This is a genomic window from Nostoc sp. KVJ20 (assembly GCF_001712795.1).
Taxonomy (GTDB): Bacteria; Cyanobacteriota; Cyanobacteriia; order Cyanobacteriales; family Nostocaceae; genus Nostoc.
The window spans coordinates 46,897-65,947 of sequence record NZ_KV757703.1 but is presented as its reverse complement, the minus strand read 5'-3'; the positions used below and the strand labels follow the sequence as shown (position 1 = coordinate 65,947).

Here is a 19,051-nt window from a genome sequence, read left to right as displayed (position 1 = left end):
GAGGGTAAAATGGTTAGAAGTTAGGAGTGATAAATTAGGAGTTAGGAGTTAAAGGCTGCTAATTTCTAACTCCTAACTCTTAACTCACAACTTTTTATAATATGCATTCATTTCGCTCTGAACCTATTTTGTGGATTCACGTCGCTGGATTGGCGACGTTGCCTGTTTTTTTAGTACTCTGCTTATTCTTCCTGTCTGTAGGCGAGCCGTTTTTACCCGTCTGGATGGAAATATTTTTGGTTGCCGCCATTGGTGTTCTCCCCCTGTTATGGATGCAGTTGCGTCGCCCCTTTTATATATTTGCTCTTTTAGGAATAGCCCTAAAGCCAGAAAATCTGACTGAACGGCAGCGGAAAATTCTCTGTTTAATTAATACAAAGTTAAATCGTATTCTGGCATTAGTTGCAGCAGTATTGTCGGTTTTGGTGCTGTGGCATCTTTACCAAATTGCCCCACTAGTAGCAAATTCAGCGAAATTTCTCCCACAATGGCGCAGCCTCGCACTAGTGCTTGCGGGATTAGCGTTTTTAGGCAGCAATCTATTTTTACAAATACCTGTGAGTGTAATGCGAGTTTTGGTGACTAATGAGACAGAATTCGCTGGCATAGAGCCATTATCTTTAGAAAAGATTAAGCAAGACTTTACCATTTTAGGGGTGCGGGTTAATCAAATCGTGCCCCGATTGTTGCAATCCTTGTTTAGGATTAATACAGATTCATAGCAGCCCCGAAAGTAATTATTTCACTTTAAAGGGCTACAAGTGAGGAGCAGGGGGAGATGAGGGAGAAAAATTAATAACCAATGCCCAATGGCCCATGCCCTATTCCCAATACCCAGTTACCGTTGAAGTTAAAATAAAGGAATGAGGAACTATGGCTCAAATTCCAGCTTCTAGCGATCGCCAATTTTCTGCTGATACTGAAATTTGGTATAGCCTCAAATGTGCGATCTCCACTAGTTCAGGTTTTCAACGCTGGCAACTAGAACGTGATGCTCAATTACAAGGAATTCGCTTAGAACAGCAGGTACAACGGTATTTAAGGGAAACTTTAGAAACTTTAGCTTACTAAAAATTAAGTAAATCTTGTATATTTGTTTGCAAGCGACGGAGTTGACGGTATGCACTCTCCAAACGTTTGCCATCAACTTCCACTTCATTGGTGGGATAGTTTTCAATAATTTCGATTAGCGATACCTGCCCGTCTTGACTCGCAGAAAGAACCAAAGCGGCTCGCAAAGCCTGTCGATCTGCTCTCCGAGAAGGTGTATAAATAACCTGACTAATTTGATCCAAAATAATATTACCAATCTGGCTATTTAGCACTCGATCTAGAAATACAAGATTTACCTTTACCGGCTCCGTTAAATACTGACGAATGGCTTTGGGATCTTGTCGCGCCAAAGCAAAATTAACTCGAAGTGAACGTGAAAGTTCACCTGTTTCGGCAAAAGTGGATAGCTCCTCTACAGAAAGTGATTCACGGAAGATACCATAGTTTAACACCACTCGTTCCGCACCAAAAACAGGAGTGGACACAAGTAGAAGACACGTACTACCTACTAAAACTAAAATGCGACGCAGCCCCAAAAAATTAAAATGCATTTTTCCCTATTTCCAATAGGTTTGCTTTTATTGTGATGATATTCCAGCAACATTATTTGCAGCATCTAGCTTTAGGAAATACAAGAAATAAATCAGCCAAGGCAGGATAAGCGCTTAGACAAGACAGCGAGAGACTTGTTTATAGACTCACCTCATCCCAAAAGCCTCTCTTGTAGAGTTTGGCGAAAATCCATTTATCATCTCAATTAACAAGGCTTGGGGCCTACCCTTAACAATTTGCTCAAGTAAATTGTTAAGGGTAGGCAAACTTCGGCTACAGTGTACTAGTAGAATTTTCTGAATAAAAGAATATAACTAATGTATAAGTTCTGTGATCTATCTAAGGAATTTAGCTGAATCAGCGCTAATCATCCAGTATAGTTTTGCATAGATTTTACAGCAGCTACAAGGCTGCTACCTTCAATCTTGTTCGACACACCATAATTCAGCACATCACAGACGGAAAAAATGAAATACCGGGGTTTTCACATTTCTCTAGCGAAAAATTTTCGCCTTCTTTCTAGCAGTCATCTCAAATATACTTTGCGCGTGGGAGCGGGACTAACGGCAATGCTTGTTGTTTCCGGCGGCTCAATACTACTACCTGGTGAGGTTAATGCTGGTGCTACTCGCCCAGAAGGTATTGCCCCAACCCTGACAGCGCAAGTTCCGACAACAGCCGCAGTGATTTACGTTAATCCCGCAACTGGTGCAGATAGTGCTGGTGCTGGTGCAACATCAGCAGCACCCTACAGAAGCATCAGTTTCGCTCTGAGTCAAGCTCAACCAGGTGCAGTTATTCAACTAGCACCTGGGAACTATAACCAAGAAAGTGGCGAAACCTTCCCCCTTTTGCTTAAACCAGGGGTAACACTGCGGGGTGATGAAGCTACTAAAGGTCAGGCGATATTAATTACAGGTGGAGGTTTCTACACTAGTCGCACCTTTGCCCAACAGAACATTACAATCCTTGCCGGACAAGATACCACGATTACTGGTGTCACCGTCACCAACACAAATAGCCGGGGTACGGGTGTGTGGGTGGAGTCAACTAATCCGATTATCAAAAACAGTACTTTTACTAACAGTGCCAGAGAGGGTGTTTTTGTCACAGGTACAGGCAATCCCAAAGTCGAAGGCAACTTCTTTGTGCAAAACCAAGGCAATGGGATTTCCATTGCTAGAGCTGCCCAAGGAGAAATTCGGAGTAACTTATTTCAGGATACTGGTTTTGGTTTAGCGATCGGCGGGACTTCCACACCTCTAATTGTAGAAAACCAAATTACCGAAAACCAAGACGGTCTTTTTATCTCAGAGTCAGCCAAGCCTGTATTGCGTAAGAATGTCATTCAGAACAATAAGCGAGATGGCTTAGTAGCAACTGTCAGCGCTCTACCCGACCTTGGCACTAACGAAAATCCTGGTGGCAATCTTATTCGCAATAACACTCGTTATGATGTGAACAACGCCACCAAAACCAGTACAATTCTTGCTGTTGGCAACGATATTGATCAGAAAAAGATTTTTGGCTCAGTAGATTTTGTTGCCGCAAGTGTTGATATACCGCCTGGAGGGCCTGTCGCCTTTAAGGATGTGCCAGCAAATTACTGGGCGAAAACCTACATCGAAGCTTTAGCCTCCCAAAATATTATTGCTGGCTTTCCTGATGGCAGCTTTAAACCTAATGATCCTGTAACCCGCGCTCAATTTGCCACTATTGTCACTAAAGCCTTAACACCACCATCCAAACGCGCAGGTATTCAATTTAAGGATGTAGCAAGCAATTTCTGGGCTTACGCTGCCATTCAATCTGCTTACCAAAGTCAATTTGTTTCTGGTTATCCCGATGGCACTTTTAAGCCACAGCAGCAAATTCCGAGAGTGCAAGCATTAGTAGCTCTAGCTAATGGCTTGGGCTTAACTGCCAATAATCAGAATGTCCTTTCCTTTTACACCGATGCTGCCCAGATTCCTAGTTATGCGATCGCTCCTGTTGCTGCGGCAACTGCACGGCAACTAGTAATTAACTATCCCACAGCCAAGCAACTCAATCCTAATCGTCAGGCGACTAGAGCCGAAGTTGCTGCCTTTGTTTACCAGGCACTCGTCAATGCCGGACGTGCTCAACCAATTCCTTCATCCTATTTGGTAACAGTTCAGTAAATACCTAATTAGCAAATTGGAAGCGCCAAACTGATAATTTGTTAGTTTGGCGCTTCCAATTAATGTGAGTTTTTTTATTCTAGGGTTTTTTAAACATAAAATTTGGGGTCTTTAAATATAGCTAACCCCATTTGAATGTTATTTGGTTTATGGTCAGGGTCTTTATATTGGCTGACCCCGTTTCAACGATTTCTAGTTTCTCAGAAATTTTTGCTTTTTGGAATTTCCTAATAATTTTTTTATTTTTTTCTCTGTTGATATTTTAATCTTCATAACATCATTAATAAATTTGAAGAATATAAAGATATGCAAAAAGAAAGCAGTAAAAAATTAACAGCTAAATTTCTCGCTTCAGGAATTAGGATTTTTACCCGACTGGGGGCTTGCTTGCCGCCGCTGTTCCCAGCGCCAGAGGAACACCATTAGAGCAACGATCGCTACTTGGAGAGCTAAACTAGGCAAAGCACTCTCAACATCGCGTCCGGCAAGGACTTGGAAAAAAAAGATAAATGCGCCAATGGAGCCAGAAGCACCGAAAGCAATATAGATAAATTGTCGTAAGCCACGATAAGGAGCGGCTATTTCTGCTTTAAGGCTGGCATATTGTTCAGGGTTAAGACGATTTTTGGGATTTTGGTTTATCATGACTAAATCATGTTATACTCTTAGATTGTGTACGCCGATGTGGCTCAGTGGTAGAGCAGCTGATTCGTAATCAGCAGGCCGTGGGTTCAAATCCCATCATCGGCTTTGATAAAAGTATTGCTCAATAGTCAAGTTTGACATAAATCAAGCATTGTGCGGTTCTTCGGTTAATTTGATGGAACCTCGAATTATCACTCAAACTCAGTTTCGCAGAAAGATTTTAACAAATCAATACAGTTAGCGATCGCTCCTAAATGAGCAATTTCATATCCATGTGTATTTTGGGTAGGAAACGCCAAACAAGCAGCACGCCCAACATGGCCAAATTTCATCGCAATTGAAGCATCGCTGCCAAACTGGCTCAGTATCGTTAGCTGCACTGGTATATCGAGTTGTTTGGCAGATTGGCGCAGTTGTCCATTTAGCCCCTCATCATATATCCCATAAGCATCTTGAGATAAAAGTACAGGACTTTCCCCATCCTTAAAAGGATATTCCTCGGATAATGGACAAACTTCTAAAGCAATTAACGCATCCAAGCGTTGATTTTGGGTGAAAAATAATGCTCCAATTGCTCCTACTTCTTCTTTGGCTGAAGCTACCAAATAAACATCAACAGCGGGCTGTTTAAGATTTTCAGCCAAAGCTAGCAAAATGGCAACAGAGGCTTTGTTATCCAAGGTGTAACTGGCGATATGATCCTTTAACCGAATTGGATGCTTACGATGCTTGCCGATTACCATTCTAGTTCCCGGTCGAATGCCAGCTGCTTCTAATTCCGCAGATGTCAGCTTCGTTTCAATCCAGGCATTTTCCCACTTAACAGTAGTATCTTCCTGCTGCACTTTTTGGGGCGATTCGTGGGAAACATGGCGGGAACCAAAGCTGAGAATACCGCTAATGGTTTCGTTATCTCCCAATAAATCTACAACGCCCTCGCCGTAAACCCACGGGAAAGAACCGCCAAGTTTGCGGACTTCCACACGACCTTCATCACCTATACTCTTGACAATTGCGCCAATTTCGTCCTTGTGTGCGGTGATCGCGATCGCTCCATCTGGATTTTTCCCTGGAATTTTCGCAATAATATTATCGGCGCGATCGCACCAGACTTCTACACCCAGCGCCGCAAATCGTTCCATCAACAACTGATTAATCTCAGCTTCTACACCACTAGGAGAATGGTGCATGACTAATTCTTCAATAATTTCAAATAAGCGATCGTAATCCCACATCAATACAGTTAGTTTAGTTTTCAACTGTTGTATGAGACAATTGTGCATCAACAACCCGCACTACTGATACAACTGCTGCTCTTTTTTGTTGACGCTTCAGCATTCCTATAGCACCAAAAGCACCAAGGGCTAAAATTCCCAAGTTGATCGCAGGTTCCGGGACAGACTTAGCATTAATCGCCGCCAGTGTAGTTTCTGCTACTAACTTATGAACGCCTGTTGTTGGATGCACAGAGTCAAAGAACAAATAATCGTTTGGTTGAGGACACACACTGATGATGGTCTGAAAATTCCCTACTACGCAAGGGTTAGCCACATCTTTAAACCCAAACTTCCCTGGATTTGCTTGTACTTCATTAAATAAGGAAAACACATCAACAGAGATCAGATTTAGGTCAGAGTTATTGCTAAATTTGCCTAGCTCCTCTGCTAATCTCGTATTATGGTCATTTGTCAAACCAGTCAAGTTGCTAGATAGACCTGTCGCAAACGCAAATGGAATCTTGCCCAAATCAGGCAAGTTAAAGACTAAAATATTTTTGGCGCCAGATGAGGCAAGTAACCCTACTGAGTCTGATAAGTTCTGGACTGTTTGAGCCGTATCAGTAGCTTGACTAAACACATAATCATTTGCACCTCCCCATACAGCATAAAGAGCATTTGGGTCAAGCTTTTGATTGGCTTGTAAAATGGGTTGCGTCAACAAGCCGACTTGCTCTAGTACTCCCGGTAACGGCGCACTAGGAACAACAGCATTACCCTGACCAGAACTAGCACCGCCCACAGCAAAGTTAATACCTTGATTGGGAATAGTAGTATTTAAAGTAATGTATGGAGAGGGTTTTAATCCTAGCTGCTCTCCGAGGTAGTCTACCCACACCCGCTCATTGGAAAAACGCCCTTGAAAATATGGTGGAGCTTGGGGAATGGCTGTTGTCGGAGCAACTAAACCACCAGTAGCAGCGAAAACATTGCCAGTATCAGAAAGACTGTCGCCAAATACATAAAAGTTGGTAAAACTCGCAGCACTCGCCTTCAGCGGCAACATGAAAGACAAAAGAACAAATCCTGCCGCTACAGCTTGTTTTTTCATATTTGTTTTACCCGTGGTATTTGTTAGTTTTAGTTAATTTACGTTGTTTTACCTAACTATGCACCAAAAATTTATCAAACACGGGTAAAAACGCTGAAAATACTGAGATTTACATTCTCTTGATAAAAAATAGGTCTATTACAAAAAAATGGCCAAATTTACATCCTAGAAGGTGGAAATCGCACACTTTTATGCTATGCATGGACTAACTGCAACATAATCGGGTAAACCTTTGTAGATATCGCTCTAACTTCGCTTTAATTTCAAAGCCTCAGTAGCCGATACACCCTCACCCTGAGTACCGAAATACCACAAAGCTGTAGCAGCCTCAGCACGAGTTACTGGTTTTTTGGGTTGAAACAGAGTCGTATAACCAAACACCCGCCGAATATTTGATTGTTCACCATTTTGGTAATCAGCCAACACCGCTCTTAAAGCCTTGGGGTCAATTCGCGCTGCATCTTGGAAACCCCAGGTTTGTTTAACTGCATCTAAGTTAGCAGAGGGTAAAGCTTGGCGAGTATCTAGAGGTAATTTCCACAGTAATAACTGTTCCCGCGTTAGGGGTGCATCAGGACGAAATAAAACTACTGTAGAATCTCCAGACAACGGACTGGGAATTAACCCAGCTTCAGCTAATCCCTGAATTGCTGCAAAATCAGGGTCTTTTGCCGACACATCACTAAAAGCTGGTTGAGTAGTTTCGGATGCCAAGCGAATTTGTTTAGCTGGATTGCTGATATGCATAGCATTATTAGCAGCAATTAGCCAACGAGCATATTCCCGATGTGTAACGATTTTACTGGGTTCAAACTGGTTAGTTGTGGTAGTAGAGTTACTCTTAATTGTCTTTGGCTCTAAAGACAAAACACCTAATGCAGCCAAGTCTTGGATATATTGCCGCCATTCTTGCGGTGCTTTGTTCAGATCGTTAAATTCCTGAGATTCAGATGTCGGTGTAGGAGTTGTTTGATTATTAGCCGTGCTTGGTGGCTGTGTTGCCAAGTTTGCGGGTGGTGTCGGGCCAATAAACTGTGGATCTACTGGTTGAGGAACGGCGTTAGTAGTTTCGTTAGGATTTGCAGTTGGGGTAGATTGTGCCGTTGCAGTACTATTAGGTGTGTATTCAATCAGTAATTCGGTTGCTGTTTGGGGTTGATTAGGTGTGGCGTTAGTAACTGATTTAGGCTGAATGGAAACCTTCAACAGCAAATCGTTACGACGTGCCTCAAAAGCACCTCCCGCATCATCTGTTGGCTGTTGTAAAATCTGCCAGTTATTTGTTTGAAACTGGCTGCGATAAAAGCTAGCAATAAAGTTACTGGGGTCAGAACTCAACCAACGAGTTGAGACTCTATTTTCTGAACCGTTAGCAGGTGTAACTTCCTCTAACTTGGCATTGGAGTATAGGGGGATATCTTTGGGAAAATCAACTGGTAACTGAACTGTTGATTCGTTTGGCTGTGCTTGCGGTTGATTAGTCTGAGATTCTCCAAAGACAGCTGGATTGCTTTGCAGCTTCGGATCTGCCGCCAAAGATTGCTCAAGGTTTTTGGCGACTGGACTGTTAGCACAGGCTGTTAAGGAAGTGAGTAGAACAGCCCAAATTAGAAATACAGCTGGACGTTTGCAGGGAAGCACAGGAAATCACAAATTGAGTTTCAATTCCTACCCTAGCGCAGACTGTTCATTAAATGGGAATGGGGAATGGGGAATGGGGAATGGGGCATGGTTTTCTCTTTTTCCCCTTGTATCCCTTGTATCGCTGCTTTTTCTGCTCTCTGACTATTTGTATCACCAAAACGACACTACCGACTCACGGCATCTTCTTCGTAAATGTCTCTGTTGGTGATGATGATATCTCCAAAAATGAGTAAACGGTAGCAAAAGCTACCGTATTGTCTTCGTTTTACAGCCATTAGGTTTTGATAATTCCCATGCTTATTTATAGAATTCCCTAAAATTCTGGCAAACTAACATTTTTGAAAAAAAAACATAAATAAATCTGGAATGCTTGCTAGATAAGAGTTTTGTCATTTGGGTGATCTAATCTAGTACTCCACCACAAGGATTATCACAAATTTTCAGATAGTTTTGGAAATATTCCATTGTTAGAGCAAATAACTGATTGATTACTAGCTAAACCCTTCTTTAGCTAATAAAAGCTTTAATATTCTTCCAGATACACTAGCTTAATGCGATGCCTACGGCGGGCAAAGCCTATGCCAAGCAGCTGAAGTGAAGTGATAGACTAGGATTAAATTCCCTCTTAGCCTCACCCAAGGAGGGGAATAGATAGATAAAGTTCGCTAACGCTGGCTTACAATCGATTTTGGCAATTATTCATCTGACGATGGTAAGCTGAGTAAGGCAATAGCTGGAAAATGCCAGTTTTAAGCAATTCCAGGAATTTAGCGTAAGTTCGTTATTCTTGGCGACTGAGGTTATAGGTAAAACAGTCAAGTGTCGCAGCAGTTTCCCTAGTATCTCTAAATTGATTTTTTGGGGAAAGTGCTACTTATGCTGTGGTCAAGAGTTTCTTGGCAGCCTCGAAAGCAGTGAGTGCTTCCTCTAGAAGTGCGTAGTTTACCGCCGTAGGCATCGCCTCTATGTTATCCAAAGCTTTCTCTCTGGCAACCCATACCCTGTTCATCTGGGATAGGGCAGCGGTTCTTTTAGAAAAGCTGGGCACAGGATGCGCTTCGCAAGTTATAGAGGCAGTGCATAGTTAGCTATAGCTGTTTTCACAGTCATTAGTAGGATTGAGTAGAGGCAAAGAAGACACTTCATCCAATGCACTGGCGGTTGAGAAAACCCTCTACAAACTTGGTCTGAACAGTTAACAGCTTCCTGATAAATTAGATACAATTAGCATCTGCGTTTGTTTGGGGATCGCTTGTTCAAAGCGAGTACTCAAATTGACAAGCTGCTGCACTAACCGATTTGACATAGTAATAACGTTTTCAGCTGATAACTCTGGCGAAAATTTTTAATTCAGGGCAAATTAAGACTTATATCCAAGGGGCTTGGGTGTTTCTTGGAGATGAAGTTAGCCAAAAGGGGGCAAAAGGCTGAAAAAGATATATCTAATGTCAAAAACGCAGATCGGATAGGAATATGAAAATCTAAAATAGATATTAAGAAGAAAAACAACGACCATCGACAACCGTCAGTCCATTTTACTTTCTGTAAAGCGTCACCGGGTTGTTACCAGTGCTGAAACACGATTACATGCAAGTTTCCCAGGATCAGCCTATTTATTCCGAGGCTCCCCTCCAGCTGTTACTGTTTGTCGATGGACGCCCCAAGTCCCGCCAACAAGTGCAGCGAATACGTGCTTACTTAAAAGAGTTGCAGGCTGAGTATAGTTTTGAACTTCAAACTATCGATGTTGGACAACAACCTTATTTAGCAGAACACTTTAAATTGGTAGCAACGCCAGCTTTAATCAAAATTCATCCCGAACCACGGCAGGTTTTGGCTGGGAGTAATATCATAGCGCAATTGAAAAACTGGTGGCCTCGCTGGCAAGCTGCTGTAGACACCTACTTAAAATTACAGGAAGACTTACAAGAACAGATAGACGACAATGTTAGGGTGACATCACCCAAATCTACTATCCGTTCGGTTGCTGTTTCTGCTGAACTAATCCGACTCTCAGATGAAATTTTTCGCTTGAAACAGGAAAAAGATAACCTCCAAGAGCAGCTACAGTTTAAAGACCGGGTGATTGCGATGCTGGCACACGATCTCCGCAATCCCCTAACTGCCGCCGCGATCGCTATAGAAACTCTCCAATCTAACTACAATTTAGAGACAGGCCAATTCCAGCGCCTCAAACCATCCTTGACGGCCCATCTACTAAAACAAGCCCGCAATCAAACTAAGATCATTGACAGGATGATTGCTGATCTTTTACAAGTAGGTCGTGGTAAAGATACAGAATTCCCCATCCTACCACAAAAGGTACAGCTAGGTAAACTGTGCTTAGATGTACTGGAAGAATTGTGCGATCGCTACACCGCCAAATCCCAAGAAGTAGAAACGGATATTCCCAATGACTTGCCATACGTATATGCTGACCCAGAACGCATCCGGCAAGTGTTAGTGAATCTGTTAGATAATGCCATCAAATACACCCCAGAAGGTGGCAAAATTAGCGTCGCCGGATTGCACCGCACTACGCAAAAAGTTCAGTTTAGTATTGGCGATACTGGGCCTGGTATTCCTGTAGAAAATCGCGATCGCATCTTTGAAAATCACTTTCGACTGCAACGGGATGAAGGCACAGAAGGTTACGGCATTGGTCTTTGTCTATGCCAACGCATCGTCCTAGCACATTATGGTCAAATTTGGGTAGACTCTGCCCCCAATAATGGAGCATGGTTTCATTTCACGCTGCCAGTTTATCCTTCTTAGATAAAGCACCAATGACAAATGACAAATGACCAATGACAAATGACAAATAACTAAGAACTTGAGATAAAGCGATCGCGCCCCCCAGCCTTTGCTTGATAGAGTGCCTTATCTGCCAGCACGATCAAATCTGAAGGTGAGGATTCCCAAGTAGGGACAACAGTCGCCACGCCCATACTAAGAGTGACATACTCACTCACCGCAGATCCGTCATGAACAATTTGCAAATCTTTAACTCCGGCTTGTATCATAGAGGCAACATGAACTGCGCCAGATGCAGGGGTATATGGCATAATCACAGCAAATTCTTCGCCACCATAACGCGCTACTAAATCCTGATGTTTTTGTACCTTAAGGCTTAAGACAGCACCCACTTTTTGTAAACAGACATCCCCAGCCGGATGACCATATCTATCGTTATAAAATTTAAAAAAGTCGATATCACATAAAATCATTGACAAGGGAGATCCTTCTTGTGCAAGATTAATCCACTGAGTATTAAGATAATCGTCAAAGCGGCGACGATTAGCCAACTCAGTTAAGCCATCTACATTGGCAAGGTGATGCAAAGCTTGGTTTGCCGCCTCTAATTGTTTGTATACTTGCGCTTGCTGTAGCAGTCGGCGTAAACGCTGGCGCAATACAGGCCAGTGAATTGGCTTAGTTACATAATCAGTCGCCCCAGCGTCAAAAGCACGGTTTACGGATTCCTCATCATCCAAGCATGTGATCATCAAGATGGGAGTGCGCTCCCATATCTTGGATATAACCGTATTTTTAAGTGTCGAGTTAGTATCAAAATTCGCAAGTGCTGATATTAAATTATTCCTGGCAATTTGGAGCAAGTGCTTACAGCAGGTAAAGCCATCCATCACAGGCATTACAGCATCTAGCAAAACTATATCTGGTTTGATAGCCTCGTAAGCATCTAAACATTGCTTACCATCATTGACTTCAACCACTCGATAACCTTCTTGTTCCATAGCTTTACGCAACAACACTCGGATGGTCTTGTCATCATCAGCCACTAGAATCAGTGGCGGTTGCTTTGTAGAAAGAGGAAATGGGCTTATGCCTGACATGAGTTGCCTTCCACTTGCGGGACTATGCTGAAAAAGGCTGTGCAACTCGATCGCATGGGGGCGATCGCTATTTTCCTCAATGCCGAGATTTGCGACAAAGGTGTGTCTGTCCTCACAATCAACTGTTTCTTGACAATGGACTGCTCAATGTTCTTGAGCCAAGCAAGCGGTAGATAACTAAGTTGCATAGACAATCTATAATTGGAACACGAAGGCAATTGTTACCTTTTTGTTCAGCTATGGTTATGGGAGGAAATTGTTACTTTTATATTTCCCTATTGTTAAAGTCAAATTACAATTTTTTTGAGAATTGCAAATGATACCTTAATTATGTAGTTCTGTAGTTAGTTTAGAAACTTAGTAAGGCAGAGCAATGCAATTACCAAAATCCGCCTAGAAGATAGCTAATAGTAAATTATTAATATTACCTGACTTAAATTTATTTAGTCTATTCGGCAAGGCTTGCTGAGATTTAGTATAATTACATAAGGATGAGATAAAGCTTAGTGCAAAGATTTATTATCGAGTGAATCTAGGTTAAGAAATTAAGTAAAAATTCTTATTTAATTCGCCTCAGTACATCTAGTAATACTTGGCACAGATCCACTTAGGATATCAATTAACTAGATAATTTGCTCAAGTAAATTGCTAAATACAGGCAAATTTATACTAAATTATACTAAATTATACTAGTTAGGTAAAAAAACGGCTGTTTGTTATTAAATTACTAAATTAAAACGAATAACTACTTCACCAGCAACACATAAAATCGCTATCTTTTTGACTGTACAAACAACAGGAAATCTTACAAAAAATCTAACCCTATTTACATTCACCAAATCTTTAAAATGCCAGACTCATTAATGTATCAACAGGATAATTTTGTTGTTTTAGAAACAAATCAACCAGAACAATTTCTCACACTATCAGAGTTATTAGACAAGCTCAAAAAAACTCTCCAGCAACTCATAATTCAAGATTTGCCACCTGACTTGCAAAAGTTTGATACTGTGGAGGCTCAAGCACAATATTTACTCGACACTAGCTGCGAATTAGATATTGGCCCTGGAAAATATTTGCAGTGGTATGCAGTTCGTTTAGAAAAGTAACTTTTTGGTCAGTGGTTAAGAGAATCACAAAAAATAATTTAAAAGCCATAAAGATATGGAGTTTGGGTAACAATAATTTTTGTTCTTGAGAGGATGTTTTAAAAGTGGTCGGATGTAATTTTAGTCACTTCTATATCCTCCTTGACCTCTAAAAAAAGGGGAACCAGAATAAAAGTCCCCCTTAACAAGGAAGACTTTGGGGGAGCTAAAACGTTTTACTCCCGATAAAAGGATTTTTAAAACATCCTTGGACTATTGACTGCTGGCTACTGACTCTTTTTGAGTATTGATCAACGCTAGCTCAATTGTATTTTCAGATGGCTGTGTTATTTGAATCTCCAATCCAGGGCCAAAATAGTTGGTCATTTTTTCTTGCTTTTTTTGCCACGCATCAAATGGTATTAGCGGCGAATCAAATTCTAAAATTAGGGCATAGTTGCCATTAACTTCTGTTTCTCGCAACCCTGTGACTGTTGGTCGTTCTTGATCTGTAGGACTCAAACCCAGAAAAGAAAGTGTTGTATCTAAATGAGCATCTTGACCGTAGCAATATCGGGTGATGTCTTTGCGAATTTTATTTTGAGTATCAGTTGCTTGCTGCTGGCGTAGCATTAATGCTGACGGTGAGGTAGTTTGGCTAAAGGGTACTGGCTTAAGTTCATTAGCTTTCAGCGCTAGTCCTCCCAACAAGAGAGGAATCCCGTAAAAAAATCCGACAAGATTGAGTGTGGCATTATTATTAGCATAGGCGACGAAGCCAGTTACCGTTAATATGCCGCCGATAGTTAAACCGAGTGTTCCCAAAGAGATTTGGCGTAGCATGAGCTTAAATTAGTATAAAGTCTGAATACGTCAGTTTTATTATCATCGGCTATGAGTAACAAATTAGGGAAGAACATCGTTCCCAGTTAAAAGGGCGTATAGTGTCCCAGAATATGAGATTTTGAGTTAACTTTAAACTTAAAGGTAGTTAAAGATAGGAAAAAAATAATGGATCTACAGACTATAAAAGAGCGAATCGTCGCAGTTCAAAATAAACGCGAGTACCTGTTAAGCCTGCTGGAGCAACCAAACCTGGGAACTTTGAGAATTGACGTAAATCAGGCTTTGGAAGAACTGGATGAATTAATTGATGAATTTAGACGCACCATTCCGGTAGAGTAGAAATCATTAAAAATAGCGTCGGTTTAACCCTTAACTTCAGGCTATACCGGCGCTCCTCACTATTATCATGTGTTCGAACCCCCAGAATTGAACTAAGCCTGAGTTGACGAAGCAATATTGGTGTATCATTTATCCTGCAAATGAACCATCTCCTGCACGCTGACCTAACTGCCTAACTAAGGCAATAAGTTCGCTTGTAGGCACATCTTTTTTGCAAACATCATCAAAGCTAGACATTGCCTTTGTCCCCTGAAAATTTACGTCTTCTACTGAGGAGTAAGCAAGAATCTGGGTGTTTGGAGATATAGCTTTAATGTGAGTAGATGCACTCCAGCCATCCATGACAGGCATTTGTAAATCTAGAACAATTACGTCAGGATGGCAACGTTTAACCATTTCTATCGCTTCTTCACCATTGCTGGCTAAACCTACTACTTGAATATTTTCCTGGCAAGAGAAAACCAATTGCAAGGTTAAACGAGTCAGTTCGTGGTCGTCAACTACTAGAACACGCAAGGTAGAAAGCTCACAGGATAACATTAACATTGAGGGGAAAGACGAAATTATTCAAAATAACCCCTCTAGTTTATGGGAACAAGTGCCAGCCCTGACTCTATCCTATGGTTGAATAACTTGTGTGAACCCATGAAAAACAACTTAGACAACTGCTCAGAAAATTAAAGTTTTCTAAAAAAAACTAAGTTGAGCTAGTTGTCAAGGTGTAAGTAACTTATTTTTTAATCAATCAGGTTTGAGGCTATACCAGTTGAGCGTAATGCCATGTTCATAAGAATTTTTTGTGAATTTGCTTCTGGAGAATCATCATAGGGACGACGTTGAATATAAGTGCCATCGGCTTGTAATTCCCAAGCTTGACGATTATCGGCGAGCATAATTCCCATTATTTCTTGCAAATCTTTGGCAATATCTGGGTCTTTGACTGGGGTAATTACTTCGACTCGGCGATCTAGGTTGCGGCGCATCCAGTCGGCACTGCCGATATAGATTTCCTCCTGTGTATTGTTATGAAAATAATAAATCCGAGAGTGTTCTAAAAAGCGACCGACAATGCTGATTATGCGAATATTTTCACTAATGTCTTTGAGTCCTGGGCGCAAACAGCAAACGCCCCTAATAATTAAGTCAATTTGCACTCCGGCGCGGGAAGCTTCATATAATGTGGCGATAATTTGTGGATCGACTAGGGAATTCATTTTGGCAACAATGCGTCCAGAAAACCCGTTTTGAACATTTTCGATTTCGCGGTGAATTAGTGACAAAAAGCGATCGCGCATATTCACAGGCGCAACCAGCAACTCTCGATAAGATTTTTGCAAAGAGTAGCCTGTCAAGAAATTAAATAAATCTGTGATGTCAGCACCCAATTCTTCACGGCAACTAAACAATCCCAAATCTGTATACAGTCTTGCGGTTTTGGGGTTATAGTTACCAGTCCCAATATGCACGTAGCGACGTATCCGGTCTTTTTCGCGCCGTACTACCATAACGGTTTTACTATGGGTTTTCAGCCCCACTAAACCATAGACTACGTGAACTCCAACTCTTTCTAGTCGTCTTGCCCAGTAAATATTATTCTCCTCATCAAACCGCGCCTTTAATTCCACCAGCACGGATACCTGCTTGCCATTTTCAGCAGCAGCAATTAAAGCGTTGACGATGGGTGAGTCGCCAGAAGTCCGGTAAAGGGTCATCTTGATGGCTAACACATTTGAATCGTAGGCGGCATGGGTGATAAAGCGCACGACTGTTTCTGAAAAGGATTGATAAGGATGGTGTACTAGTAAATCCTTTTCCCGAATCACAGCAAAAAAGTCTTTTCCTTCGTCCGTTTCCAGGACATCTGGATCTAAACTCGGTTCTCTCAGTCTTTGCAACCGTATTGGTACAACAGATTGGCGTGGTGGATCTTTGAGTTCTGGCAATGGCAAGGACATAAAATACATCAAATCCCGCAGTCCCAAAAGTCCGTCTACTTCGTAGAGATCGCTTTCTGTTAATTCCAAATCTTGCAATAATCGCGATCGCACTATTTCAGGAGTCTGAGATTGAATCTCTAGCCGGACTGGACTCCCACCTAGTCGCCGTTTTCGCAATTCCTGTTCGATCGCTAACAATAAATCATCTGCTTCATCTTCTTCTAAGACCAAATCGGCATCACGGGTAATGCGGAACGGATGATATTCTTGAATGTTCATCCCTGGAAATAGAGATTCTAAGTTATGAGCGATCGCCTGTTCTAAAGGTACTCCTGTCCAGTGGGCAGGTTTTTCGCTGTTCTGATCTCCCAACTCAGGCGGTATCGGTAAAAATCGTGGCAGAACACTGGGGACTTTGACTCTGGCAAAGAATTCTTCTTCGGTATCTGGATTTTTGACCACAACAGCCAGATTCAGACTGAGATTAGAAATAAAAGGAAAGGGATGACTAGGATCAACAGCCAGGGGAGTCAAAACTGGGAAAACTTGTTCCTCAAAATAACTGTCGAGATGAGTCCGCTGTTTTTGATTCAAATCTATGTAATTCAGGATATGGATGCCATGATTTGCTAGTAGCGGACGAAGTACTTCTTCAAAATGTTGATGCTCTTTCTTGACGTGGGGAGTGAGAGTAGACCTAATATCGTCTAACTGTTGTTGTGGTGTCCGACCATCGGGAGTTAACAGGCTGACTTTCGCCTCTACTTGTTGCTTTAAACCAGCAACCCGCACCATGAAAAACTCATCCAAATTAGAGTTGAATATTCCCAAAAACTTCAGGCGTTCCAGAAGTGGGGTGCGATCGTCACAGGCTTCATGTAATACCCTGCCATTAAATTCTAACCAGCTTAACTCTCGGTTAAGATAATATTGTGGATCGCTGAGATTGATGGGGGTAGAGCTTTTCTTAGATTTTGCCATAATGACCTAAGCGTAGGCAGATGTAGCCCATTGAACTGGGGGACAATAAACATAGTAAGTTAAATGGTGCTTGAGCATAACGCTGAGGTAAATTTTGGCTATATTGATTCTCTACCTTGCTACTGGTACAAGACAGATATCATCTTTAAAATCAAAAAATCTATTTCTATTTAAATAATTTCAGTTAAAGACTAAAAAATCTTGTGTAGGCACTAAAGCTAAGGGACTTCCAAATAAAAAATATCCAATTAACTCCTGTGGGGTGGGCCGAAAAGCCATTGGTGTCAAGTTAACGCGAAACCACACGTCCGCCAGGGATTGTAAATCCCTGTCTCATAGCTAAAGTCCTCTGAAGAGGACTTCATAGCGCAAAAATTTTCAGTCTACTTCAGTAGACTTGAGCAATTAGTCAGGGATTTACAATCCCTGGCGGGTGAACAACACCCAATCAGTACGCTATTTTTGGCTTAAGTTGACACCAGTGGCTTCAGATCGCTTCTGGTGGGTGCTTTGTGCGATCGCATAGCTGTTTCTTTCAGAGAATCACTCTACCAACCTATAACTAGATTTTATAGCCGTTTTCAATTGTGTGGAATATGGTAGGGGCTTACAGTTGTGCGCCTTTACAAAATATTGTGCATCCATACGAGAATCGCAATCAGTCTGGAGGTTCAAATCGTTGCCCACAGCATATTACCCATGAAGATGCACTTAAGATTTGGCAAAGATACGACATGGGTATTGCTCAAAATGTCTCACTAATTATTAAACTGAGTTTACAGAGAATTATGATGCTGGAAGCAGTCTAAAGCCTTACTTCTAGTGCTTTTGGGATTTGATTGTCGAAAATCTGAAGTTGGTAAGTATTGCCACAATTTTTATCACGGTATTAGGTAAATAGAAGCCTTGCAGAATCTATGTTTTTATAGGTATTTGACTGCTGTTTCTCAGGTCTACACCAACAATCTCTTCTATTAGGTTTTTTAATTTATCACCTCCGATATTTTGAATATTTTCAGTGTTATTACTGAAATGTTCTTCAGAACTCAAGGTTATATTGAAAACGCAAAGATGAAAACACAAGGAGCTTGTGAATCATGAAAATTTCTGCGATCGTTAAAGGAAGCATCTGCGTATTAGGTTTGGTTGGTGTTGGTAATTTATTCGCTGCACCTGCAAATGCTGGAGATGCTGCTGCTCGTGGCGCTGTTACAATCGTTAGACCATCAGGTTCTTCTATCAGCGTCAGTGGTGAGATCACTGCACCTACTGGTACACAATTTCCTGGTCCATTAACTATCACACCTACACCTGGTACTGGTGTTGTAGGTGGCAACGATGAAGATATAGCAAGTCTTGAAATAAACCCAGGTACAGTTGAAGCCTCAGTGGCGACAGCTGGCAGTGGCTCAATCGAATCAGCTATTGCAGAACTAATTACTACCGGCGCTTTTACAGATGTTCAAGACCTAGCTGCTCTTGTTAGAGCAGCTAGTGCTGGCAGTTTAGAATAGACTGATTGTTAGCTGATAGAAAATCACGATGGTGTAAAAACCTATCGGCTTTTAGTCTAGATGTTTTCACACCTTGCGTTGATTTGCAATGTTTTCTTGAGTTTAGTT

19 protein-coding genes and 1 tRNA gene are annotated in these 19,051 nt (G+C 41.6%); 10 read left to right on the top strand and 10 right to left on the bottom strand.

Annotated elements, in window-relative coordinates:
- The first annotated feature begins 101 nt into the window (after positions 1-101).
- Positions 102-722: a low-complexity tail membrane protein gene (locus A4S05_RS30180; RefSeq protein ID WP_069073455.1), complete on the top strand. Its 621-nt coding sequence runs from the start codon at positions 102-104 to the stop codon at positions 720-722.
- Positions 723-873: 151 nt separating this feature from the next.
- On the top strand, positions 874-1,071 hold the full coding sequence (locus A4S05_RS30175) for a hypothetical protein (RefSeq protein ID WP_069073454.1): 198 nt from the start codon (positions 874-876) through the stop codon (positions 1,069-1,071).
- Here the strand turns inward: A4S05_RS30175 and A4S05_RS30170 are convergent.
- On the bottom strand, positions 1,068-1,604 hold the full coding sequence (locus A4S05_RS30170; protein ID WP_069073453.1) for an alpha/beta hydrolase: 537 nt from the start codon (positions 1,602-1,604) through the stop codon (positions 1,068-1,070). The genes A4S05_RS30175 and A4S05_RS30170 overlap by 4 nt on opposite strands.
- A gap of 468 nt (positions 1,605-2,072) precedes the next feature.
- Between A4S05_RS30170 and A4S05_RS30165 the strand changes: the two genes are divergently transcribed.
- Positions 2,073-3,767, top strand: coding sequence for a DUF1565 domain-containing protein (locus A4S05_RS30165; RefSeq protein WP_069073452.1), 1,695 nt, complete (start codon positions 2,073-2,075; stop codon positions 3,765-3,767).
- Between the two features lie 351 nt (positions 3,768-4,118).
- Here the strand turns inward: A4S05_RS30165 and A4S05_RS30160 are convergent, their stop codons facing one another.
- Entirely contained in the window at positions 4,119-4,412 is a 294-nt protein-coding gene (locus tag A4S05_RS30160; protein WP_069073451.1) for a DUF3493 domain-containing protein, read from the bottom strand.
- Positions 4,413-4,445: 33 nt separating this feature from the next.
- Here A4S05_RS30160 and A4S05_RS30155 point away from each other — a divergent pair.
- Positions 4,446-4,517: transfer RNA gene (locus A4S05_RS30155), tRNA-Thr, on the top strand.
- A gap of 86 nt (positions 4,518-4,603) precedes the next feature.
- On the opposite strand, the gene A4S05_RS30150 is transcribed toward A4S05_RS30155, so the two are convergent.
- The 4 genes from A4S05_RS30150 to A4S05_RS43770 all read right to left on the bottom strand — a co-directional run bounded on the left by A4S05_RS30150 (position 4,604) and on the right by A4S05_RS43770 (position 9,393).
- Positions 4,604-5,647: a M42 family metallopeptidase gene (locus tag A4S05_RS30150; protein ID WP_069073450.1), complete on the bottom strand. Its 1,044-nt coding sequence runs from the start codon at positions 5,645-5,647 to the stop codon at positions 4,604-4,606.
- 13 nt (positions 5,648-5,660) lie between these two features.
- Positions 5,661-6,740, bottom strand: coding sequence for an SGNH/GDSL hydrolase family protein (locus tag A4S05_RS30145; protein WP_069073449.1), 1,080 nt, complete (start codon positions 6,738-6,740; stop codon positions 5,661-5,663).
- A 246-nt stretch (positions 6,741-6,986) separates the two neighbouring features.
- On the bottom strand, positions 6,987-8,381 hold the full coding sequence (locus A4S05_RS30140) for an S-layer homology domain-containing protein (RefSeq protein ID WP_069073448.1): 1,395 nt from the start codon (positions 8,379-8,381) through the stop codon (positions 6,987-6,989).
- 877 nt (positions 8,382-9,258) lie between these two features.
- Positions 9,259-9,393, bottom strand: a complete 135-nt coding sequence (locus tag A4S05_RS43770; RefSeq protein WP_256091263.1) for a hypothetical protein — start codon at positions 9,391-9,393, stop codon at positions 9,259-9,261.
- A gap of 560 nt (positions 9,394-9,953) precedes the next feature.
- Between A4S05_RS43770 and A4S05_RS30135 the strand changes: the two genes are divergently transcribed.
- Positions 9,954-11,159, top strand: coding sequence for a histidine kinase (locus tag A4S05_RS30135; RefSeq protein ID WP_176727154.1), 1,206 nt, complete (start codon positions 9,954-9,956; stop codon positions 11,157-11,159).
- 50 nt (positions 11,160-11,209) lie between these two features.
- Here the strand turns inward: A4S05_RS30135 and A4S05_RS30130 are convergent, their stop codons facing one another.
- On the bottom strand, positions 11,210-12,238 hold the full coding sequence (locus A4S05_RS30130; RefSeq protein ID WP_069073446.1) for a response regulator: 1,029 nt from the start codon (positions 12,236-12,238) through the stop codon (positions 11,210-11,212).
- A gap of 24 nt (positions 12,239-12,262) precedes the next feature.
- On the opposite strand from A4S05_RS30130, the gene A4S05_RS42185 reads away from it, so the two are divergent.
- Positions 12,263-12,415, top strand: coding sequence for a hypothetical protein (locus A4S05_RS42185; RefSeq protein ID WP_176727153.1), 153 nt, complete (start codon positions 12,263-12,265; stop codon positions 12,413-12,415).
- A 671-nt stretch (positions 12,416-13,086) separates the two neighbouring features.
- A complete protein-coding gene (locus A4S05_RS30125) occupies positions 13,087-13,347 on the top strand; it encodes a CRR7 family NDH-1 assembly protein (protein ID WP_069073445.1) in 261 nt (86 codons plus the stop codon).
- 252 nt (positions 13,348-13,599) lie between these two features.
- On the opposite strand, the gene A4S05_RS30120 is transcribed toward A4S05_RS30125, so the two are convergent.
- Entirely contained in the window at positions 13,600-14,169 is a 570-nt protein-coding gene (locus A4S05_RS30120) for a DUF2854 domain-containing protein (RefSeq protein ID WP_069073444.1), read from the bottom strand.
- Positions 14,170-14,337: 168 nt separating this feature from the next.
- On the opposite strand from A4S05_RS30120, the gene A4S05_RS42180 reads away from it, so the two are divergent.
- On the top strand, positions 14,338-14,511 hold the full coding sequence (locus A4S05_RS42180) for a hypothetical protein (RefSeq protein ID WP_176727152.1): 174 nt from the start codon (positions 14,338-14,340) through the stop codon (positions 14,509-14,511).
- A gap of 129 nt (positions 14,512-14,640) precedes the next feature.
- On the opposite strand, the gene A4S05_RS30115 is transcribed toward A4S05_RS42180, so the two are convergent.
- Both A4S05_RS30115 and ppk1 read right to left on the bottom strand, forming a co-directional pair.
- Positions 14,641-15,057 carry a response regulator gene (locus A4S05_RS30115; RefSeq protein ID WP_069073443.1) on the bottom strand — a complete coding sequence of 139 codons (417 nt, stop codon included), beginning with the start codon at positions 15,055-15,057 and terminating at the stop codon, positions 14,641-14,643.
- Between the two features lie 191 nt (positions 15,058-15,248).
- Positions 15,249-17,429 (bottom strand): polyphosphate kinase 1, encoded by a 2,181-nt coding sequence (ppk1, locus tag A4S05_RS30110; protein WP_069073442.1) that lies wholly within the window; start codon positions 17,427-17,429, stop codon positions 15,249-15,251.
- 596 nt (positions 17,430-18,025) lie between these two features.
- Between ppk1 and A4S05_RS30105 the strand changes: the two genes are divergently transcribed.
- Both A4S05_RS30105 and A4S05_RS30100 read left to right on the top strand, forming a co-directional pair.
- Complete coding sequence (locus tag A4S05_RS30105; protein ID WP_069073441.1) at positions 18,026-18,238, top strand: hypothetical protein; 213 nt, start codon at positions 18,026-18,028, stop codon at positions 18,236-18,238.
- 288 nt (positions 18,239-18,526) lie between these two features.
- Positions 18,527-18,943 carry a hypothetical protein gene (locus A4S05_RS30100; protein WP_069073440.1) on the top strand — a complete coding sequence of 139 codons (417 nt, stop codon included), beginning with the start codon at positions 18,527-18,529 and terminating at the stop codon, positions 18,941-18,943.
- Positions 18,944-19,051 lie beyond the last annotated feature (108 nt).